This window comes from Phyllobacterium sp. SB3, assembly GCF_040009165.1.
In the GTDB taxonomy this organism is placed as follows: domain Bacteria; phylum Pseudomonadota; class Alphaproteobacteria; order Rhizobiales; family Rhizobiaceae; genus Phyllobacterium.
Map to the genome: position 1 here is coordinate 670,315 of NZ_JBDYKI010000004.1, position 19,967 is coordinate 690,281.

Genomic DNA, 19,967 nt, shown 5'->3' on the forward strand with positions numbered 1-19,967 from the left:
CCATGAAAATTGTCACCTGGAACATCAACGGCGTCAAAGCCCGCATCGAGGTGCTCAAGGCTTGGTTGCGGGAATCCGATCCGGATATTGTCTGCCTGCAGGAAATCAAATCTGTCGACGAAGGCTTCCCCCGTGAGGAAATCGAAGCACTTGGCTACCACGTGGAGACAAATGGCCAAAAAGGCTTCAACGGCGTTGCCATCCTGTCGAAAACCTCGCCTGAAGAGGTAACGCGCGGGCTTCCCGGCGAGGACGAGGATGACCATGCGCGCTTCATTGAAGCGGTGTTCTCAACCGAGAAAGGCATGCTTCGTGTCGTGTCGCTCTACCTGCCCAACGGCAATCCCATTGATACGGAAAAGTTTCCCTACAAGTTGCGCTGGATGGCGCGGCTTGAGAAATGGGCTGCGGAACGGTTAGCGCTCGAAGAGCCACTCATTCTTGCTGGCGATTACAACGTCATTGCCGAGCCTGTCGACGCCCGCAATCCCGAAGTCTGGGTGAACGACGCGCTGTTTCAGCCCGAAACACGGCAAGCTTTCCGCCGTCTTGAAAATCTGGGCTTCACCGATGCCATCCGCAGTGTCACCGATGCCTCAGGCGTCTATACATTCTGGGATTATCAGGCTGGCGCTTGGCAGAAGAACAATGGCATTCGCATCGATCATTTGATGCTTTCCCCCGAGGCTGCCAATCGTCTGGAATCCGCCAGCATAGAAAAACATGTCCGCGCCTGGGAAAAACCCTCGGATCACGTTCCCGTAGCGATTACTATTACCTGAAAATCAGAAATCGCCGGTTTTGACGATATCTTCGGCCAGAACCATGGCGGTGCGGCGGTCAGCCTCATCGGAAATTGAGAACGCCTGTTCCTGAATATCGCCAATCCAGATGCGATCCTTGCCCGTAGCGTGTTCAAGCGCTGCCGTCATCATTGCGAGACCGCGTACAGTTTTGCCTGCCTGAAACAACAGATTGCCGAGCATGGCCTGCGCACCGGCATGGCCTTTTTGTGCTGACAGACGGAACCAGCGTGCGGCCTGATTGGGGCTTGGATCGCCACCCTCGCCGCGCATCAGCATTTTGCCGAGTTCAAACTGAGCGTCCGGATCGCCGAAATTTGAGGCCGCCTGCAGATAAAGATCGCGAGCGGCACCGGGATTGGAGTGAATCGGGGAATTGGGAATGCCGCGTTTTACATATCCCGCAAGCGCTACAAGTGCGTCCGCCACATAGCTTTCATTCTGGGTGCCCTGATCGGCCCCCTCCTGAATGACCTGCTCGAACATCTTGTAGGCTTCGTAGTCGTCTTCCTTGACGCCGTCACCTTCGGCGTACATGCGGCCAAGTTTCCAGTTTGCGCCTTGATGACCCTTTTCAGCGGCAAACCGCAATGCCTTTACCGCTTCATCCTTATGGCCATTCTTGTAGGCAGAAAATCCGAACTTGAAGAGGGCAAAAGGGCTGGAATCCTCGTTCATCTCATTCTTGGTATCGAAAGCCATGCAAGGCAGAGTCATGGCGCTGAAGAAAAGACCAATTCCCACAATGGGGGCGAGCAAACGATCAGCAATCAGCATGGTAGACCAATTCCTTCGTTCCTGCCTGCCAATGTCGCAGCCATGGGGCGCGCCAGATCGGCAAAGCGGACACCAATCCCGCCAGCCAACACCGGTATGGCGGCTCGCAACGGGATTTCGTAATATTTCAGGTCATTTGAGCTATGATTGGGCAGATTTCCGGCAATAGTACGGCTGTGTGTCACAGAATTGTTCCAGTATTCAGCATCCGGAAAAGTCATGGACGATCGCAATCCTGAAATAGAAGTACGATTTGTCACCGCTTGGTGACAGCCTAAAGCTTTATGCGAAAGTAGTGTCGCGTCCATCATTACCCCAAACGGTACGCCAGCAATATTGCCTGACGTTTATACCTCTAAAAGGTTACCGCCTTATCGAGGTGCTCCGGGTTTGTGGCGCAAAATGGGCAAATTTGACGGTGAGATGCGCCGTGTGAATCATCCTGGTCACACTGTTGCCGAATCGTCACAAATTGTGATGCAGGAAATGGTTGTTTACGCCGGTTTGTTTCGGTGTGGAAAACCTTGGAAATAAAAACCCGGCATTTCTGCCGGGTATTTCTATTCGATGGTAGATTGTTTTAGAACTTCAGCTTTCCAGAGATCGACAGAGCCGACACGAAGTCGTCACCGAAGTCATACTTTACAGATGTCCCGCATTGTCCCGACTGGTTGGCGCAATCGCGCGCACCACCGAATGAACCGGACGTCAGAACACCTACAGCACCACCTGCGCGGATTTCGAAGTTCTTGTTAGGCGACCACGAAACACCCGAAGAGAGCAACCAGGTGTCTGTCTGTGTGGTCAGACCTGTGGAAGTACCGCGGTCCCAGCTAACCTGAACCTGACCGCTCCACTGATCGTTGAACTTGTGTCCAACACCAGCAGCGACTGTCCAACCGTCGCGGAACATCAGATCGAGCGAGGTAGCATATTTGTCAGGGGTACATTTAGGCGTCCCTTGCACGCAGAACCCAACAACGTTCAGGACGCTCCAATCCACCCACTTAACCGAACCAAACGCCAGCCAATCAGGTGCAATACCTGTCTGAAGTTTGAATTCCAGTGATTGAGGCATGGTCGCTGTGCCGAAAACATTGCTGACCTTTCCTGCAAGCCCCGGGCGGATAGGCGCCGGAAGGTTTGTAAGGTCCAAAGTACCCGTTACATCGCCAAGATCGACTTCTGCGTTATAGATCAAGCTTGCACGCAGTGCAATTTCGGGAATTTCATAAGCGGCACCAATGCGCCAGCCGACGCCATCGCCTTCCAGTTCCAGTTTACCAGTTCCGTTGCCGGGAAAACCTTCAAGGCCTGGAATCTGTCTGAAAATATTTGGTGAAAGAACCAGACGCTCCTTAAAGCCCTCAAGTTCCTGATAGGATACACCGCCTATTGCGCGCAGATAACCTTTGCCAACGTCAAACTTGTAGGAGCAAGTTAGACCATATTCGTCGCTGGAAATCTTTGTTTCAATATTCTCGTTTACGCCCACCCATTCATCGCCCGGTTTGGTATGAACGCCCCAAGGCTGACTGTATTGAGCAAGGCAGTCAAAATCTGAAGTGATGCCGATCTTAACACCGGCCCGTGGTATCGTGTAGTTCTCGGTTTCGCTCACCGATGTTTTGCCGAGGCCGAGTAGCGGGCTACCGTTTGCACCCAAACCATCGCTGGGATCAGTGTCACGAGCATTTTTAATCTTGCGGTCTGGCATGACATAAATGACGCCAGCTTCTGACGCAAAACGATCTTCGCTGAAAAGTAGATCGTAGTTGTAGCCTCCGCGCTCCAGCCCCCCGGCCTGTGCAGCGGAGGCCACACCTGTCAACAATATTGCCCCGCCCAAAATTGTCGAAATAGCTTTAGACATTAAGTCCTCCCCAAAAGCTTTTGTATGTGTCCGAATTTCAGCGTATTCGGAAAAATATTACCAATACGTAATAGGTAACAAAGCATCCGCACCTCGTGCAACGGCTTTGAACAAGTCGAATTGTTGGTGAAAATTGGTGAGATTATTCAAAATGCGATTTTCAGCAGGATTGCACTCAAATTTACCGGAAGTTTTATTCTAGTCACAAAGCATTAGGGCAAAAAACGGGGTTTTTTGGCCAAAAAACGTCATTGTTGCGCAAATGCAACGTGGGTGAAAAATGACAAAATTGGGGCTTTTGATAGTCTGAAATGGGGTGGCTGGCGTTCTTTTTCAAGAGCGAGCCACCCTATTTTTCATATATTCGCAGCAAAAAGTGGAATCAGCCCGCCTCACGGACCCGGCGTATCGCCACTTCAATCTTGACTGCAGCTTCCTCAAGTTCTGCCAGACGGTCACGCTCTGCCTGGACAATCTCAGGCTTCGCGTTGGCAACAAATTTCTCGTTGCCTAGCTTCTTGCCGATCTTATCGCTCTCATCGGCGATCTTTCCTGCCTCTTTTGTCAGGCGCGCAATTTCCGCGCCGACATCAATAAGACTACCAAGCGGCAAACAGGCTGTGGCTTCACCGATGACAAACTGCGCCGACCCCTTCGGTGCTTCACCTGCCAGAGTGATGGTGTCTACGCGAGCGCGCCATTTGATCGAAGCCTCATGGCGTTCCAATCTCGCTTTGGATGCATCGTTCGCACCAATGACCACCAAGGGAGCGACCGCAGACGCAGGAACATTCATTTCGGCACGAACCGAACGGATTCCCGTTACCAGATCGATCAGCCAGTTGATCTCCGCTGCCGCTTCCGCGTCGAAGAATGTTGAGGCAGGCCACTCCGCGTGGCACAGCAGCGTTTCGCGCTTTACGCCCTCACCCGCCGTATGTGCCCAGAGTTCTTCTGTCATGAACGGCATGAACGGATGCAAAAGCTTGTAGATTTCATCCAATACATAGGCCGCACAAGCCTGCGCCTCCGCCTTTGCTTCGGCATCTTCGCCATTGAAGACCGGCTTCAACAGTTCGATGTACCAATCGCAGAACTGGTTCCATACAAAGCGATATGCAGCGCTGGCTGCATCATTGAAACGATAATTGGCAATACCGTCTGTCACATCGCGTACCGCGTTGGTAAGTTCGGTCAAAATCCAGCGATTGACTGTCAGCTTGGCGTCTTCAGGCTTGAAGGATGGGTTACGCACAACGCCGTTCATCTCGGCAAAGCGGGTTGAATTCCACAACTTGGTGCCAAAGTTACGATATCCGGCGATACGGCTTGTATCGAGCTTCACGTCGCGGCCCTGCGCAGCCATGATGGCAAGCGTGAAACGCAGCGCATCTGCCCCATATTCATCCATCAGTTCCAACGGATCGATGACGTTGCCCTTCGACTTCGACATCTTGGCGCCGTTCTTATCGCGCACCAGAGCGTGCATGTAGACCGTGTGAAAGGGTTCTGTATCCATGAAATGCAGACCCATCATCATCATCCGAGCAACCCAGAAAAAGATGATGTCAAAGCCGCTGACCAGAACGCTGGTCGGATAATAGGTCGAAAGCTCCGGTGTCTTGTCCGGCCAGCCAAGAGTGGAAAAAGGCCAAAGCGCCGAAGAAAACCACGTATCAAGCACGTCCTCATCGCGCGTCAGGATTTCGCCCGGCTTCAGGTTCTCCAGAAGGTTCTGGACATGAGCCTTCATCGGTCCTTCATGCGCGAGATAGTGCTGAACCGCTGCGCTGAGCGCCTCTTCTTCCGTGCGCTCAACGAATACCTGCCCATCCGGCCCATACCAGGCTGGAATCTGGTGTCCCCACCACAATTGACGTGAGATTGCCCATGGCTGGATGTTTTCCATCCAGTCGTAATAGGTTTTTTCCCAATTCTTCGGCACAAAGTTTGTCCGGCCTTCGCGGACACTGGCAATGGCCGGCTTGGCAAGTTCGCCTGCATTCACATACCATTGGTCCGTCAGATAAGGCTCGATCGGCACATCACCGCGGTCGCCATGCGGCACGGCATGCGTGTGATCCTCGATTTTCTCCAGATATCCACCCTCGTCCATCATGCTGACAATCAGCTTGCGGGCATGAAAGCGGTCCTTGCCATCCAAGGCATGGATCAACTGGTCGAGATGACTCGATTTCTCCAGACCTTCGAGGAAATCATTGTTTTCCTTGAGGAATAAGGAAGCATCCGTATTGAGAATATTGATCTGGCGCAGATCGTTGCGCTTGCCGACTTCAAAATCGTTGAAATCATGAGCAGGCGTGATCTTTACTGCGCCCGATCCGGCGTCAGGATCGGCATAATCATCGGCAACGATCGGAATGTGGCGGCCAACAAGCGGCAGAACCACATCATTACCAACGAGCGCATGATAGCGTGCATCTTCGGGATTGACGGCAACACCGGTATCGCCCAGCATCGTCTCGGGACGAGTGGTTGCTACCACGATAAATGTATGCGGATTTTCCGGATCGAATGCGACATTCTCAAGCGGATAGCGGAAATGCCAAAGGTGGCCTTTGACTTCACGCGACTCGACTTCAATATCGGAAATTGCCGTTAAAAGCTTCGGGTCCCAGTTGACCAGACGCTTATCCTTATAGATCAGCCCCTGCTTATAGAGGGTGACAAACACCTCAAGCACAGCCTTCGAAAGACCTTCATCCATGGTAAAGCGTTCACGCGACCAGTCGCACGATGCTCCAAGCCGTTTCAACTGCCCGGCAATGATACCTCCGGACTCTGCTTTCCACTCCCATACCCGCTCAACGAATTTCTCGCGGCCCATAGCACGGCGGTCTGGTTGCTGACGCTCCATCAACTGGCGTTCCACAACCATTTGCGTTGCGATACCGGCATGATCCATACCTGGCTGCCAGAGAACGTTCTTGCCGCGCATACGTTCAAAACGGACCATGATGTCCTGAATCGTATTGTTGAGCGCATGGCCCATATGTAGAGAACCCGTCACATTCGGTGGCGGAATGACGATTGAAAATGGATCTGCGCCCGGCTTGGAACCGGCACCGGCCTTGAAGGCACCCGCCTCTTCCCAGCGTTTTGCAATCTCTGGCTCTACGGCCGCGGCGTCATAAGTCTTCTCAAGCATAAAACTGTCCGTCATTTGCGGAAAAAAGGATTGTTAGGGTGTAAACCCAATGGCGAGCCGCAAGTCAATGAGGTCTTTCAAATGCGATGGCTCCCGGCTTGACGAATCGCAGCGGCATAAGGCCAATACTCCAATGCGCCATACATTATTGGCGCTTTGGGGGCACTATGAAGTTATCACATCTTATCACACTGAGTTTCGCCATTATTGCACTTGCTGGCTGCCAACGCGTTTCGGAGTCCAGCTACGTCCAAATGCAAAAAACTCTCGCGAAGCCCGCACAGCATAAGCAAATGGTCGGCTACTGCTCAAATCGCATGGGCGACAAGCCTCTAAAATATCGCCAGAACCTTGCTGTGGTGACGGGCACGAATATCGAGAACATGCCAACAACATTCTGCAGACGCATCGGCCAAGCTTTGGCAAGCGGAAGGCTGACACGCGAAGATGTCAATGAGAGCAGCAAAGGCAATCTCACCCCAATGGTCTTGAAAGTGATTCAAGGGCGCTAAGATTAACGCTTGCCGCCCCGCGCTACGCGCTCGATTTCCTCGCGTACAAGGCGTTCCACCAGATTGGGCAAGTTGTTATCCAGCCAATCCTGCAGCAAAGGCCGCATGATTTCCTGGGCGATTTCATCGAATGAACGCCGTTGTTCGCTACGGACGGCAAACGACAGATCTTCAAATGCAGCGCTGACCTGCCGTTCGGTGCTTTCAGAGAGGATAGGTTCTAGCGCCTGCGCCAGATCGAGCGAGACCTCCTCTTCCATACTTGTTTCGAATTCTTCGATTACGATAGGTTCGGGTTCCGGCAAAGTCGCCTTGGCTTCCGGCTCACTCTTCTGCTCATTGAAGCCTGCATAAGCTATTGGCTGCGGCGCTGCCAATGACGGTTCTGCAGCAGGCTGTTTTGCGGTTTCAGCAGATAATAGCTCTTCAACTGGTGCCTGTGCGGTTGTAATAACTGCTTCCTGTTCAGGGCTCGGACCAACCGCTGCTTCGACCGGCTTTGATTCGACTTCCGGCAAGGCACGAGAAAACGCCGGCTCAGGCATTTTCTGTACTGGCGGAGCAACGGCGATTCCCTGCCGTGGCGCAAGTTCTGCCTCCTCGCTATCGAGAGTGTCCTCGTACCGCTCCTTCGATGCCGTTTGAGCTGGCACGTCGGAGTTTACAGCGAGCGGTGGAGCCGCGTCCGGCTGCCCCGTATCGCTCTCCTCAATAATGCGGCGTATCGAGGCCAGAATTTCTTCCATTGAAGGCTCTCGTGCTGTGCCAAGCCCAGAGGACGCCCCGATTGGTGATTGTGCCATGATCAACTTGCCTACTACATCTTGTTTCGGTGCGGTGCAACGAATCTGCATGCAGTGTAGAGGCTGGTTATCTGTTTGAGAATCCCTGAGAGCGATGTTTCGGGCTAACCCACAGACTTTTGATTCGCTCTCCTGAAAATGAAATGGCCGCCGGATATTATCCCGCGGCCAAAATTCTTGTCATACGTAGGCGCAGATTAACGGCTATCCGGCGTACGCAGGCCAATCCACTTATCCTTGACCGCTTCGTAATGTTCTTCCGGACGGTGTTCAGCAACCTGCAAACCGATCTGGGATGCGGTCAAACGCCCTGCCCCAAGCAACGCAGCATAGCTGGTAACAACCGCATCGCGCTCAGACTGCACAAGATTGATCTGCGCGATCAGAACATTTGTCTGCTCGTTCAACACATCGAGCGTTGTGCGCTGCCCAACCTTACGTTCTTCAACAACGCCGTTCAAAGCCAGCTGAGCGGCAGCAACGGCAGTTCTTTGCGCAACAATCGAAGCATTGGCCGCTTCCATCTCAGCATAAGCACTCGCAATTGCCTGACGAACATCGTCACGTGTTACATCTACCTCAATGCGACGTTGGGCGACAGTTTCCTTGCCTTGGCGAACCTGCGCTGATGTGCGTCCACCACTGTAGATCGGCACAGTTACGCGAATTCCAGCTGAAGCGCTGGTCGAATTATTACTGTTTGTGGAAAGATCACTAGGGTCGCCGAATATTTCGTCACGCGAAATTTCGCCTCTCAAGCTCACTTGCGGAAGCAATGTGCCCTCTGTTGCCTTCACGGTATATCCAGCAGCATCTACCGCATAGCGTGTAGCAAGAATTGCAGGATGAGTGTTCTCCGCAACAGCATAGGCTTCATCCATCGAACGCGGCAAAGATTTCTTGGCTGCCGGTGCACGATCCAAACGTCCGGGAGCTTCCCCGACAACTTGTATGTAAGTAGCTTCTGCAGTCTTCTGGTTTGATTTGGCAACATTCAATTGAGCAATTGCAGTTGCTTTAGCTGCATCGGATTGCGCAACGTCGGTACGCGTTCCTTCACCAACATCAAAACGCGCACGCGCTGCGCGCAGGCTTTCGTCGAGCGCTTCGATATTTTTCTGGCGCAGGGCAACGATTTGCCGCGTCAGATACACGTCCATATAGGCCTGCGCTGCTGCGAAGAGTTGATTCTGCTCAGTGTTGCGCAGATTTTCGCGGGCTGCCAAGACTTGAGTCTTTGAAGCCGAAACATTGTTCCTTGTCGTAAATCCGTCGAACAGCATCTGATCGACCGAAACACCAAAAACTCCGGTATTCGAAGTTCCATGGTCAACGAAACCTGTCAAAGCATTACCAACACCCCGTCCATCGATTTTCGTATATGTCGATGTTAGATTTGCCGTCGCAGAAATCACCGGCCGATAGCCTGATTTAGCGATGGCAACCCCTTCATCCGTAACACGGACGCCGGCACGGCTGGCGTTAAGCTCTGAATTGTTTTTGTATGCTTTGGCCATTGCGCCAAAGATTGTCTCAGCCATTGATGGCGTAGAGGCTAGTACCGTGGCTGACATCAGCACTGCGGTCAGTAATCGCTTACCCGCTATGAACACTATAAACCCCTTCATGTCTCACATATTCCGACCGAACCAATCGGTTCGACGTTGTAATTTCAATACAAGCCAATTCCAGAATTGACCACAGCTGCAAACCCCAATTCGCAAACAAAGTGATCAACCGTTGCACTTATGCCTCACGTGCGACACGCTCAGAACTCGAATTCAGGTACTTTCTCGAAGCCTGGGAGGGGCTTCACCGCGGAATTGAAAGCGCGTCGTCCTGATACGATTCCTTCGTTCTTCACGTAAATCATTGATTTCCCGGAGTTTCCGCTGCCTTCAACGGCAACGAGTCGCCCCCCGTCTTTCAACTGATCGAATAATGTAACAGGAACGTGGTCAACGCTACCCTCAATTATGATTACATCAAACGGCGCTTCCGGCGCATGGCCTTTTTCCAAAGGCCCCGTCAAAACGACCACATTGTCATAACCAAGCGACGACAGGATGGACGTCGCCTGCCCTGCAAGATTCGCATCGCTTTCTACAGCGATAACCGATCCGGAGATCCTTGATAGAACAGCCGCTGAATATCCTGTAGCGCAGCCAATATCGAGCACAACATCCTCAGGCTGGATGTTTGCAAGCTGGACGAGCTTGGCGAAAGGTGAAGGCTGCATGATGTAGCGCGCGCTTGCTTCGGCAGTCGCCGTCGAAACAATCACATCGTCATCAATATAGGCAAGGGGCGCACGAACGCTTGGTACGAATTTTTCACGCGGAACGTCCAGAAACGCCTGCAGCAAAGGCTTGTCGGTTACGTCGGTGGTACGCAACTGGTTGTCGACCATCTTGGTCCGCAGGTCTTCGAAATTCAGCACCATATTTACGAGCTTTCCTAACAGCAGCAGTATATTCGCATTGTGCGATCAATATCGGCACACATTGCAATGGCATTACGAGACTCCGTATAACCTTTTCCGGAAGGCGATTCCAGTATTTGGATTATGCGCAGAACACTTCGCACGTGCATAACATGTTTATGCCAGTTGGACACGGACCCGGTGAACTCGAAAGCATATCGGGACCGGCAGGCCAACCCGCAAGGGGTTTGTCAAAAAATGAACCAACCGTCAATTGATCGCGGTATCACAACACACTTCTACTGACTTTCTGATATCGGATACTTTCAGCTTGTGATAAAAAACTCTTAACCCTATGAATCTTCCTGTATTGTGTACAATGTCAGCACCTGTCATTCTACACACAGCAAAAATGGAGTCGTTCAAGTGAACGATGGGAACTTTAGGCGAATGATTGAAACTAAGGGATTTGGCGATTTTCCTGTCAGCCAGGATGAGCTTACGGGTCTCGCCGACCGGGCTGCGCTAGAGGAACATCTGGACAGCCTCTTCGGATCCTATGCCGATAGTGACTTTGACGACCGTCTGCAATTTGCGATTCTTTGCATTGATCTTGATGGGTTCAAGCAATTCAATGAAAAGTACGGGCGTGCCGAAGGTGATCTGGTACTAAAGCTTGTTGCTGATCGCCTTCAGACATGCATGCGCAAGAACGATGTTGTCTATCGCATCGATGGTGATGAGTTTGCCGTAGTGTTGTTGCAAGTTACCGCCAATGAAGTTGCCAACGTTGCAGATCGTATCATCGGCAGTGTTTCTCAGCCCTATGATCTTGTTAATGCTGATACGGCGGCAATCACGGTCACGATAGGCGCAGCCCTGGCACCACGCGATGGCGATACACCGGAAAGCCTGCTCTGGTGCGGCGACGCAGCTCTTTATATTGCCAAGAAAGCCGGCAAAGGCATTTATCGCCGTTATTCAGAGCGACGTTCAAGCTAAAAGAACTCATCAAGCAGCCGATAGTAAGCAGTTCGTTGAACTCACCTGTCAATTCGCTTTTGACAAACAAGTTGGGACGTTCCTCCGCATCCAAACGGAACAGATCCTTCCCGGCTCGGCGAATCGATCAACAGCTTCGCAGCTATCATCGCCCCATCCCTGCGAATGGTGCTGGCAACAGTAATGGCCCTTTTTCGCGTGGCCGGGTCCAAAGCAATTGCCAAAGCTGCCGAAAGAGATTCGAAGGTCGGCACCGGGCCGTTATGTGCGACACCAATACCCAATTCTGCTACGCGAGTTGCCCAGTAAGGCTGATCAGCGATTTGAGGAACCACTAATTGAGGTACGCCCGCTCGCGTTGCGGTTGTCGTGGTGCCTGCGCCACCATGATGAATGACGGCGGCCATTCGACTGAACAGTGCTTGCTGGTTGATGTCCCCAACGAAGAAGCAGTCATTCCCGTCATCAATTAAAGCCAGATCAGCCCAGCCACGGGATAAAACTGCGCGGCACCCTTGCGCCCTCAAAGCATTGATAGCTATTTCTGCAACATCCTTCGATGCATGCATGGGCATGCTGCCAAAGCCAACGTAAACCGGCGCCGGACCTGCCTCGATAAAGGCAATCAAATCGTCAGGGAGCGGACGTTCGTCTGACAGTATCCACGCACCCGTTTGCGTTACTTCACGAAGGTCTGTTGCTTTCCACGGACCCAGAACAGGGTCACATGCCAGCAAGGGATGACTGGTGAAAATGTAATCGCGAACATTCTCCACTGCAGGCAGCCCGATTGTTGCGCGGTGATTGTTGAATGCTCCACCGAACAGCGCATTCATGTTTGCCACATCCAGATCCCAAAGCATCCTGTTGTCGGTAATCCCCTGCGGGTGAAGCCTGCCCGGATATTCGTGTGGGCGGTGATGGGTCGACGGCACGAAGTAAGGGCAATAGGCAGCGTATACATACGGGATGCCAAATTTTTCGGATACGGATTTGGCCGCTGCAGTAGAAGGAAACAAGCCAGTCGCCACGATCAGATCGCATCCTTCTGCTGCTGCGGAAATTGCGTCGAATTGAGCAGCGATTATCTCTGCGGCGCGTTTGGGAAAATCCATCTTTTCGCGGTTTGCCATCGCTTTTACTGCCCATTCGCGTACGGGCGAAAAGGCAGGCGCCAATGGCACACCGGCACGTTCCAGCAATTCCACGAACTCCTGATCTGCTGGCGCGCAGACTGTTGTTTCCACACCACACTTCTGCAGCGCTACGCCAAGTCCAGCCAGAGGTTCGACATCCCCACGTGATCCATAAGTCGATAACAACACACGCATTTCGCTACTCCCTTCGCCACGATTCTGCTTTAGGGATGCGTTTATAAGGGGGGGACAGGCTCTTGAAGCAAGTCCCTTATGCTCCATATATCAAGTGTGGGAAGAGCATTTCCTAAACTCCCTCCATTCTTTGCATCGGTAAATGTCTTGAGCAGTCGGGTAGATTCCCGGACTGCGCACAACAACCTATGCGTGATTTCCCGATCAGACACGACTAGACTCTGTCCAAGCCAAATGTATTGTTGCCAAGGGAATTGGCGCGTTGTGTCGAATGGGAGACGATATGAAAAAACTATCTACAGTCATTGCAATTTCCAGCACATTGCTGGTCGCCGGTTGCGGCACTTATAATGGCTGGACGCCTCGCAAGACGGACACAACTCCCTCTGCAAGATCATGCGCGTCCGGCTATTGGGATTGCAGTCCCAAGGGACAAAACTAGAGCATCGACTATTGGCAAGCCTCATCTCCGGCAGTGTCAAGAAAACCGCAACTGGGCTCGCACCCCTTTCCCGCAGAAATGGCAGAGTCCTGCTCGCACAAGTTTATAAAACTCTCCAAGTCGTAACAATGATGGCAAAACGTTCTACGTTATACACGCTATAAGTGCATAGCTGCTCTGCATTTCAAGTCGTTATCCAACCAACTGAGAGCGTGTATTACCTCCGCCAAGGGAGGACAGAATGCCTAAGAAGACAGAAAGTTCATTAAATCGATTATTGTGCTCGGAAATTGTAAAATTAAACGACGATCCATTGCTTGGCGCCATGATGATGCAGACTGTTGAGGGAAATCTAATTTTAGCAGTCAACAAAAAGACAGTCGAACAACTTCAAAATGAGCTAACGCAATTCTTGCTCGCGAAACCATCCCATTAGCAGGCTTGAGAGACATGAGCCGCCCTAGTCGTCGAGAACGATGGTTTCCGGCAAAAAGCGCCCGAGTTTTTGCTTCATCACTTTTCGAACCAGCCGCATTGCCGAGGCGGGAAACCCGTCCAGGCTTTGAATACAGCCAAATACTCTGTGTTGACTGCGGACCTGCTGGGCAAAGCGGTAGACCAAAATAAGGGCGTGGGGTGTCACATAAGCGATATCAACGGGTTTGTGGACATAGGCGTTGCGGGTCGCAATCTCGAGATGATTAATCAAGGCGACTGGAGAATATTGCTCGAGACTCCGTGAGCGGAACTTTATCTGCTTACGCAACACCTCAGGTTGACTCTGATAAAAAGCCTGTTGCGTTGATTTACGCAAGGGATGAGGAAGGTGATCCACCAGAACGAATTTACCGGTGAATCCGGCAATATTCGCACCTAGTTCATGCGCCAACCTATATGTTGGTCGGCGATTCGGTTGCGAAGCCTTCTTGAGCCTCAATGCACCGCGAATGAACGTCTTTAAGCGCCAGCGCTCCGGCGGCACCCACTTTCCGAAGATCACAGGCAGTCCATTCCGGAAGAAAAAATCCGGCGTCAAACGCTTGTTCATGAAAAAATCGTCGTTCAGATAAATGTAGTGCTCACTGAGTTCCGGGATACGCCATAGCATCGCTTCGATCGTTCTGGCGTTGAAAGTCGGCAGCACTCCTTCAAAACCTGCGAATAGCGTCTTGTGATCGACAACTTGGATAAAATCCTGTTCGCACAGGCCAGCTCTGGCGAATTCGTCAATAAACTGTGGTTTCTGGCTATCGGTGACTATCCAGACCCGCCGTATAAATGGCGCAAATTTTAGAATTGACGCAATACAGTAATAGATTTCTCCATTGTTGGCATATCTCGTCGACTTGCCGAGCACATGCCCATCCAAGTGCTCTTGCATCTTGGCGAAATGCTTTGGGTCGGAACCATCCACCCAAGCTATTACTGCATCGACTGATAGATCAATTGAAGGTTGCAATCGCTGAAGAATCTCCCGAATCAACTTAGCTGGTTAAAAATTTACATGTAAATTTTAACAGTAATCAATTCCAGAGCTGTCTGGTTCCTTCAACTGAAGAAATAAATCGGGGCCAGAGTTGTAATAAAGCCACGGCTTAACGTAGGAACCACATATATAGAGCCAGTTATTGGCCCATCTCTTATGCAGAGTTAGAGATAATGATCACCGATCTCGAATATGCAATTTTGCGGAAATACTGTGAGCAAGAAGGAAAGCGTCTCCCACTGCCCGATACAATCAAAGTGATTAGCCGCGATAGAAATCCGGTGGGATTCATAACTACAATCATGGTCGCAAATGCAGCCGTCGACTGGGATTGGAATGAAAGAGTGTACCAACACATTCCGGAAGCGTTACCGTTGGGTTCAGATGATACCTTGGGCTTTCTCTTATGCTTCGAAGGCAAAGCAACTGTTTCAATTGAAGGCTACGTCAATGGAGAAGATTGGCCCGATCCGGAGTTTCCAATCGAGTTTACTTCCTTTGCAACGTACAATGTACATTGAGATCTATGGGGATGTGAGAACACATGGTAAAGGCGGCTAAAAGTGCCGCCTTACCAATTGATTGGCGCAGTGGTTCAGTTGCTGCTGCGATTGAAATAGACCTCTGGATACCAATATCCGTTGCTATGACGGCGGTAACCTCTTTTCTGGTAGGTTGAGCCTCGCATACCCATCCAATATCCTGGGCGCTCGCGATCCTTATGATACCTGCTTTCGCTCCGGTCATGTCGATCCCGGTTTTTTCGCTTGTCATCCTTCCGGTCATGCCGGTCCCATTTTTTTCGTTTATCGTCGCGTCTGTCATGACGTTTAAGTTCACGGTACTGAACTTGCTCTATCTGCGTGGCCCCTGGAATGCTCGGAACTGCGACTGGTGCCGCAGATGCCATGCCTAGCGATCCAACTGACATGAAAGCAGCCAGAGCGCCTGAAGTTAGGTATGTTACTATTTTCTTCATGATATCTCCTATCAGAACCATAAAGAATAAGCTGCGCTTAGGTTCCTTAACGGAGCATGAATAGTTCAATCAGTACCTCACAACCTGCCAAAACCAGTTGTCCATCATCGTAATGATGCAATTCGTGGCGCATGGATTCGCCGTGCTTCGTGAAATCTTTGGAGACCAATGGGAATGTATCGCGTCGAGTTGCGAAATACGGGCAGATGCTCGACAGACCAGAAACTGCCTTATCTGTTGGATTTCATTTGATTAATTTTTTTGGAGGCCTCGCCCGGAATCGAACCGGGGTGCAAGGATTTGCAGTCCTCTGCGTAACCACTCCGCCACGAGGCCTCAACTGCAAAATAGCTAATGAAATTAACTACTTAAACAAGCAATGCATTTTCAGTCCGAACGCGGTCGCTTGCGGCGTTCTGAATAGTCGTTTTTGTTTTGTGCTGCAACAGGTAAAATGAAACATTCACAGAGAGCCTGCATCCTGCTTAACAAATTGAATCTTCATACACTAAATCAACGCTTGTTCCGCCGTAGCGATTGCAATGCTGGCGCCAACTTCGCAAGCAGTGGCGCAAACCTCCAAAACGTCTGTCGAGGCTATTGTGATCCTGCGTTACGGTAAGAAACCGGAAGGCTGAACCGGCCCCTGCCGGCAACAGCAGGTACAGTCAAGGTTAGCTTTTACCCTTACCCGATCTGCTCGCTTTCCAGCGGCGTAAGATTTTGACCTCGAGCTGGCGGCGCTTACGCCTGACGATGGCCGAATCCTGCGAGAGCACAACGAGTCCAAGCGGCACCATCCAGAAGCCGAGAACCGGCAGAAAACCCAGTATGCCACCGGCAATCAACCCTCCACCAAGCGTGCGACGCATTGCCACCGATTGCGGCACAGGTATATGCCGCCCGAGAATGCGGATATGGCGCCGCTTCAAGGGTGTTTCCTCCTGATCACCAGGGTTGTCAGTATCTTTAGGTCCGCCGGACACTCAAATTCTTTCCATGTTATTGAACGTGATAGGCCTGATGTAGGAAGTGTTTTCGCGTGTACCAGCGTTTTGTTGTGCACATTAAGTGAAAAAAAGTGAAATGGTCCTTTGCAAAAGCGAAACCCTTTTGCTATAGGCCACCTCGCTGATGACTGAAAAGCTATTCCCCGGTAGCTCAGTGGTAGAGCAACCGGCTGTTAACCGGTTGGTCGCTGGTTCGAATCCGGCCCGGGGAGCCATTTCGGTACGAAACTGCGAACTTCCGACCCCGCAGTTTCCACTACTACCCTCGGCTCGCCTCCAGACGCCTCGGCGAGGCTCTGGAGGAGCCGCAGGGCGGAGCCACGGATCACAATCTGATCCGAGCCGATTTCAGCCCGTTGAACGAATTTTTGAACGTGGCTGCGGCGGAAAGTCCCGTCCTCCCGGCGCAGACGCTGCCGCGCCACCTTCGCGAACTCCCGGATCGATTCCATCGTCAGCCGTGCCGCATTGGCGTCGCGGTTCTCCGCGCGCTCAGCATCCGCCCGCGCCGAATCGCGAATCCGTTTCAGCTCGCTGATTCGCCCCTTGAGATTCGAATCGTCCAGTTCCGCCAACCCGTTTTCGATTGCGGTATAGAGCCGAGTGAGTTTTTCCTCGGCCTGCGCCGCTTGGTGCCGCAGCGCGGTGATACGCTCCTTCTCCTTTTCGACCTGCTCCGAGCGCCGATCGACAAGACCCCCCAGCACGTTCTCCAGTCGACCCGGCGACAGCAGCCGAGTCTCGATGTGATCCACGACCAAGGCATCGAGGTCCGCCATCGGGATGGTCCGGCCCTTACACCCGGTCTTTCCCTGCCTGGCCGCCGTGCAGCAGGTATAATAGCGGTATCCGTCCCCCTTACCGGAGGTGCGCAAGGTCATCGCCCCGCCGCAATCCGCACAAAAGACAACGCCGCCGAGGAGTGTCGGAGAGTTCACGAATCGTGGGGCCTTGAGTTGCGGCGCCCGTGCCTTCATCAACTGTTGCACCTCATCGAACTCCTCCTTGTCGATGATACCCGGCACCTCAACCTCGACGATCTCGTCAGGATTTTTCTTAGTTCCCTTGCGCTTGCCGCTGACGTTGAACCGATGCGTGCCGATGTAGGTCGTCCGGGTCAGCAGGTCATGGACCGCACCGACGCCCCAGCGACCACCGGTCTGGGTCCGCAAGCCGCGTTCATTGAGGAAGACCGCGATCTGGCGTACGCCCATGGAGCCCTCGCCGTCGCCGATCCGCGCCAGGCGGAAGATCAGCTTGACGGTGTCGACGTGCGCCGGGTCCGGCTCGATCTTTTTCTTCGTGCGGGCGCCACGCATTTCGGCCGCAACGATGCGATAGCCGAAGGGCGGCCGAGCGCCGTTCCAATAGCCTTGACGGGCGTTCTCGCGCATGGCCCGGAGCGTATGCTTGGCGTTCTCCTTCGACTGATACTCATCAAAGAGCGCCATGATCTGGCGCATCATTACGCTCATCGGATCGTCACCAAGATCCTGCGTGATCGAGGTGAGCCGGATGCCGTTCTTGGCCAACCGGCGCACATAGAACTCGAGCTGGAACTGATCGCGGAAGAACCGAGAGAACGAGTGGACAATGATGGTATCGAACGGAGCAGGTTTCTGCGACGCGTCATCCATCATCCGCTGGAACGATGGACGCTTGTCATCCGTCGCTGTTGCGCCGGGCTCGACATATTCGCCGACGACCTCGATGCCCCGCGCTTCGCAGTAGCCCAAGAGCTGACGGCGCTGATCGGGAATCGAAAGGTCCTGCTCGGCCTGACGGCCGGTCGAGACCCGGAGATAGAGCGCAGCGCGGCCCGGCACAGCCAAGGCGGGTGTCGCTTTGGCGTTCATACGAGACCTCCGCTGATTAATTTATTTCGTAATTCCGAGAATCCTGTCCAAGTCATCGCCCAGGTACAGTTCGTAAAGCTCCAGCTCTTCAATGAAGACCGGGACCTCATCTGGCCAGTCATCGACGATCTTTGGTCTCCACTTCGGCTTCTCCCTCCGAGTGGTTTCCTTGCGCGGCTCCGGCTCTCGATAGAAATCGAGGAAATCGTGACCCTCGGGCAGATCAATGGTTGGAACGATCTTGGCAGACATGGCACTATAGTCTGCGCAGCGTGGCTGGAATCCAACCTCCGCGCGAGAAGCCCGTTTCGCGGCGCTGGCATACCGTAGCGAACGAGCGGCGACCGCAGCGCGCCGCCGGATATTGGCACGGAGTAGAAATACTTGCGCATTTCGGTGCCATCGCGCTCTGGCGTAGTACGTACGGCAACGTCGGAGGGCATCAGCGTTTCCCTTCGTAGCGGAATCTCCACAGCCGGCTCCGTGGCCTTGCAGATCCCGCAAATTCTGGCTATATTCTGGATATACGCTGGAGCGACCCAATGAGCAAGTCTTCTCAAGAAAGAGCCCTCGCCAATTTTCGTAACCGCCTCGCCGAAAAGGGGCTGGTCCGTTTCGAGGTGACGGGCCGAGACGGTGACCGAGAAATCGTCCGGAGCTTCGCCCGCCGGCTCGCCGAGGGCGGCCCGGAATCCGATAAGTTGCGGGCTGCGGTGAATGAATCCAGCGGCGAGGCTCCCAAGAAAGGCGGCATCGTCCGCGCGCTTCTGGCTTCGCCGCTGATCGGTTCGGAACTAGACCTGTCGCGTCCCTTCGAGGAAGGTCGTAAGGCCGACCTTTGATGCGCTACCTTCTCGACACAAACATCATCAGCAACTTCACCAAGCCGGAACCATCTGACGCTTTGATCGCGTGGATGCAGGACCAGGCAGATCAGGATCTGTTCATCACCTCGCTCACCCTCGCCGAGGTCCGCCGCGGCGTACTGGAAAAGTCGGCCGGCAAGCGTCGCGACCAGCTCGACGCTTGGTTCCATGGCCCGCAGGGACCGCAATCGCTATTCGCCGGCCGCATTCTCCCCTTCGACGAGAAAGCTGGCCTTGCCTGGGCGCAGCTCATGGCTGAGGGCACGGCCAGGGGGCGGCCGCGCAGCGCCGTCGATACCATCATCGCGGCCATCGCAATTGCCAACGACTGCGTTGTCGTCACCGACAACACCCGCGACTTCGACGGAGTGGAGAATATCAATCCGATCCGCAACGCGATGACCTGACCCTTTAGCGTGGGCCTTATGCACCCCGCTATTTGCCGCCAATCATGGGCAGATCAGGCCAACCAATCACGTCCTCATGACAACGCCCGCAGCTCCGTTTTCGGTGTCCTAAATCTACGCTTATATGACATTTGAGACTTCGATTTGCAACTGTATCTCTATCGTCATCGCTCAGTTCCGAGCGGCAACCGATGGAGAACATCATGAGCAATACTTCTGAGAAGGGCGT

19 protein-coding genes and 2 tRNA genes are annotated in these 19,967 nt (G+C 52.9%); 9 read left to right on the top strand and 12 right to left on the bottom strand.

The window, feature by feature from the left end; all coding sequences use genetic code 11:
• Positions 1-2 precede the first annotated feature (2 nt).
• Positions 3-782, top strand: a complete 780-nt coding sequence (gene xth / locus ABKW30_RS18645) for an exodeoxyribonuclease III (protein ID WP_348600394.1) — start codon at positions 3-5, stop codon at positions 780-782.
• Positions 783-785: 3 nt separating this feature from the next.
• On the opposite strand, the gene ABKW30_RS18650 is transcribed toward xth, so the two are convergent.
• The 4 genes from ABKW30_RS18650 to ABKW30_RS18665 all read right to left on the bottom strand — a co-directional run bounded on the left by ABKW30_RS18650 (position 786) and on the right by ABKW30_RS18665 (position 6,622).
• Positions 786-1,520 (bottom strand): tetratricopeptide repeat protein, encoded by a 735-nt coding sequence (locus ABKW30_RS18650; RefSeq protein ID WP_348600446.1) that lies wholly within the window; start codon positions 1,518-1,520, stop codon positions 786-788.
• A gap of 53 nt (positions 1,521-1,573) precedes the next feature.
• A complete protein-coding gene (locus ABKW30_RS18655) occupies positions 1,574-1,801 on the bottom strand; it encodes a hypothetical protein (protein ID WP_348600395.1) in 228 nt (75 codons plus the stop codon).
• A gap of 359 nt (positions 1,802-2,160) precedes the next feature.
• Positions 2,161-3,453: an OmpP1/FadL family transporter gene (locus ABKW30_RS18660; protein ID WP_348600396.1), complete on the bottom strand. Its 1,293-nt coding sequence runs from the start codon at positions 3,451-3,453 to the stop codon at positions 2,161-2,163.
• A 382-nt stretch (positions 3,454-3,835) separates the two neighbouring features.
• Entirely contained in the window at positions 3,836-6,622 is a 2,787-nt protein-coding gene (locus ABKW30_RS18665; RefSeq protein WP_348600397.1) for a valine--tRNA ligase, read from the bottom strand.
• Positions 6,623-6,789: 167 nt separating this feature from the next.
• Here ABKW30_RS18665 and ABKW30_RS18670 point away from each other — a divergent pair, with 167 nt between their 5' ends.
• A complete protein-coding gene (locus tag ABKW30_RS18670; RefSeq protein WP_348600398.1) occupies positions 6,790-7,134 on the top strand; it encodes a hypothetical protein in 345 nt (114 codons plus the stop codon).
• Positions 7,135-7,136: 2 nt separating this feature from the next.
• Here ABKW30_RS18670 and ABKW30_RS18675 read toward each other — a convergent pair whose 3' ends face one another.
• From ABKW30_RS18675 to ABKW30_RS18685, 3 genes are all read right to left on the bottom strand, one after another.
• Positions 7,137-7,937, bottom strand: a complete 801-nt coding sequence (locus ABKW30_RS18675; protein WP_348600399.1) for a DUF2497 domain-containing protein — start codon at positions 7,935-7,937, stop codon at positions 7,137-7,139.
• A gap of 197 nt (positions 7,938-8,134) precedes the next feature.
• Complete coding sequence (locus ABKW30_RS18680; RefSeq protein ID WP_348600400.1) at positions 8,135-9,565, bottom strand: TolC family outer membrane protein; 1,431 nt, start codon at positions 9,563-9,565, stop codon at positions 8,135-8,137.
• A 140-nt stretch (positions 9,566-9,705) separates the two neighbouring features.
• The gene (locus ABKW30_RS18685) at positions 9,706-10,380 is read right to left on the bottom strand and encodes a protein-L-isoaspartate O-methyltransferase (protein ID WP_348600401.1); all 675 of its coding nucleotides are present in this window, start codon (positions 10,378-10,380) and stop codon (positions 9,706-9,708) included.
• Positions 10,381-10,809: 429 nt separating this feature from the next.
• Between ABKW30_RS18685 and ABKW30_RS18690 the strand changes: the two genes are divergently transcribed.
• Positions 10,810-11,361, top strand: a complete 552-nt coding sequence (locus ABKW30_RS18690) for a GGDEF domain-containing protein (RefSeq protein ID WP_348600402.1) — start codon at positions 10,810-10,812, stop codon at positions 11,359-11,361.
• Positions 11,362-11,402: 41 nt separating this feature from the next.
• On the opposite strand, the gene ABKW30_RS18695 is transcribed toward ABKW30_RS18690, so the two are convergent.
• A complete protein-coding gene (locus ABKW30_RS18695) occupies positions 11,403-12,692 on the bottom strand; it encodes a glycosyltransferase (protein WP_348600403.1) in 1,290 nt (429 codons plus the stop codon).
• Positions 12,693-12,975: 283 nt separating this feature from the next.
• Here ABKW30_RS18695 and ABKW30_RS18700 point away from each other — a divergent pair, with 283 nt between their 5' ends.
• Both ABKW30_RS18700 and ABKW30_RS18705 read left to right on the top strand, forming a co-directional pair.
• A complete protein-coding gene (locus ABKW30_RS18700; protein ID WP_348600404.1) occupies positions 12,976-13,134 on the top strand; it encodes a hypothetical protein in 159 nt (52 codons plus the stop codon).
• 241 nt (positions 13,135-13,375) lie between these two features.
• Positions 13,376-13,570, top strand: coding sequence for a hypothetical protein (locus tag ABKW30_RS18705; protein ID WP_348600405.1), 195 nt, complete (start codon positions 13,376-13,378; stop codon positions 13,568-13,570).
• 24 nt (positions 13,571-13,594) lie between these two features.
• On the opposite strand, the gene ABKW30_RS18710 is transcribed toward ABKW30_RS18705, so the two are convergent.
• Complete coding sequence (locus ABKW30_RS18710; RefSeq protein WP_348600406.1) at positions 13,595-14,593, bottom strand: stealth family protein; 999 nt, start codon at positions 14,591-14,593, stop codon at positions 13,595-13,597.
• Positions 14,594-14,793: 200 nt separating this feature from the next.
• On the opposite strand from ABKW30_RS18710, the gene ABKW30_RS18715 reads away from it, so the two are divergent.
• A complete protein-coding gene (locus ABKW30_RS18715; RefSeq protein ID WP_348600407.1) occupies positions 14,794-15,141 on the top strand; it encodes a hypothetical protein in 348 nt (115 codons plus the stop codon).
• Between the two features lie 720 nt (positions 15,142-15,861).
• On the opposite strand, the gene ABKW30_RS18720 is transcribed toward ABKW30_RS18715, so the two are convergent.
• A tRNA-Cys gene (locus ABKW30_RS18720) sits at positions 15,862-15,935 on the bottom strand.
• A 338-nt stretch (positions 15,936-16,273) separates the two neighbouring features.
• Positions 16,274-16,471, bottom strand: a complete 198-nt coding sequence (locus ABKW30_RS18725) for a hypothetical protein (RefSeq protein WP_348600447.1) — start codon at positions 16,469-16,471, stop codon at positions 16,274-16,276.
• Between the two features lie 278 nt (positions 16,472-16,749).
• Between ABKW30_RS18725 and ABKW30_RS18730 the strand changes: the two genes are divergently transcribed.
• A tRNA-Asn gene (locus ABKW30_RS18730) sits at positions 16,750-16,824 on the top strand.
• Here ABKW30_RS18730 and ABKW30_RS18735 read toward each other — a convergent pair.
• A complete protein-coding gene (locus ABKW30_RS18735) occupies positions 16,783-18,465 on the bottom strand; it encodes a recombinase family protein (RefSeq protein ID WP_348600448.1) in 1,683 nt (560 codons plus the stop codon). The genes ABKW30_RS18730 and ABKW30_RS18735 overlap by 42 nt on opposite strands.
• Before the next feature lie 542 nt (positions 18,466-19,007).
• Here ABKW30_RS18735 and ABKW30_RS18740 point away from each other — a divergent pair.
• Both ABKW30_RS18740 and ABKW30_RS18745 read left to right on the top strand, forming a co-directional pair.
• Positions 19,008-19,307 (top strand): hypothetical protein, encoded by a 300-nt coding sequence (locus tag ABKW30_RS18740; protein WP_348600408.1) that lies wholly within the window; start codon positions 19,008-19,010, stop codon positions 19,305-19,307.
• Positions 19,307-19,738 (top strand): PIN domain-containing protein, encoded by a 432-nt coding sequence (locus tag ABKW30_RS18745; protein ID WP_348600409.1) that lies wholly within the window; start codon positions 19,307-19,309, stop codon positions 19,736-19,738. The genes ABKW30_RS18740 and ABKW30_RS18745 overlap by 1 nt, the downstream gene beginning before the upstream one ends.
• Positions 19,739-19,967 lie beyond the last annotated feature (229 nt).

What these genes read in the sequence shown, in the direction of transcription:
- ABKW30_RS18700 (WP_348600404.1), top strand. Translation starts at nt 12,976, where the DNA reads ATGAAAAAACTATCTACAGTCATTGCAATTTCCAGCACATTGCTGGTC.
- ABKW30_RS18735 (WP_348600448.1), bottom strand. Translation starts at nt 18,465, where the DNA reads ATGAACGCCAAAGCGACACCCGCCTTGGCTGTGCCGGGCCGCGCTGCG.
- ABKW30_RS18715 (WP_348600407.1), top strand. Translation starts at nt 14,794, where the DNA reads ATGATCACCGATCTCGAATATGCAATTTTGCGGAAATACTGTGAGCAA.
- ABKW30_RS18705 (WP_348600405.1), top strand. Translation starts at nt 13,376, where the DNA reads ATGCCTAAGAAGACAGAAAGTTCATTAAATCGATTATTGTGCTCGGAA.
- ABKW30_RS18670 (WP_348600398.1), top strand. Translation starts at nt 6,790, where the DNA reads ATGAAGTTATCACATCTTATCACACTGAGTTTCGCCATTATTGCACTT.
- ABKW30_RS18655 (WP_348600395.1), bottom strand. Translation starts at nt 1,801, where the DNA reads ATGACTTTTCCGGATGCTGAATACTGGAACAATTCTGTGACACACAGC.
- ABKW30_RS18740 (WP_348600408.1), top strand. Translation starts at nt 19,008, where the DNA reads ATGAGCAAGTCTTCTCAAGAAAGAGCCCTCGCCAATTTTCGTAACCGC.
- ABKW30_RS18650 (WP_348600446.1), bottom strand. Translation starts at nt 1,520, where the DNA reads ATGACTCTGCCTTGCATGGCTTTCGATACCAAGAATGAGATGAACGAG.
- ABKW30_RS18695 (WP_348600403.1), bottom strand. Translation starts at nt 12,692, where the DNA reads ATGCGTGTGTTGTTATCGACTTATGGATCACGTGGGGATGTCGAACCT.
- ABKW30_RS18680 (WP_348600400.1), bottom strand. Translation starts at nt 9,565, where the DNA reads ATGAAGGGGTTTATAGTGTTCATAGCGGGTAAGCGATTACTGACCGCA.
- ABKW30_RS18660 (WP_348600396.1), bottom strand. Translation starts at nt 3,453, where the DNA reads ATGTCTAAAGCTATTTCGACAATTTTGGGCGGGGCAATATTGTTGACA.
- ABKW30_RS18725 (WP_348600447.1), bottom strand. Translation starts at nt 16,471, where the DNA reads ATGCGTCGCACGCTTGGTGGAGGGTTGATTGCCGGTGGCATACTGGGT.
- ABKW30_RS18745 (WP_348600409.1), top strand. Translation starts at nt 19,307, where the DNA reads ATGCGCTACCTTCTCGACACAAACATCATCAGCAACTTCACCAAGCCG.
- ABKW30_RS18675 (WP_348600399.1), bottom strand. Translation starts at nt 7,937, where the DNA reads ATGGCACAATCACCAATCGGGGCGTCCTCTGGGCTTGGCACAGCACGA.
- ABKW30_RS18665 (WP_348600397.1), bottom strand. Translation starts at nt 6,622, where the DNA reads ATGCTTGAGAAGACTTATGACGCCGCGGCCGTAGAGCCAGAGATTGCA.
- xth (WP_348600394.1), top strand. Translation starts at nt 3, where the DNA reads ATGAAAATTGTCACCTGGAACATCAACGGCGTCAAAGCCCGCATCGAG.
- ABKW30_RS18690 (WP_348600402.1), top strand. Translation starts at nt 10,810, where the DNA reads ATGATTGAAACTAAGGGATTTGGCGATTTTCCTGTCAGCCAGGATGAG.
- ABKW30_RS18685 (WP_348600401.1), bottom strand. Translation starts at nt 10,380, where the DNA reads ATGGTGCTGAATTTCGAAGACCTGCGGACCAAGATGGTCGACAACCAG.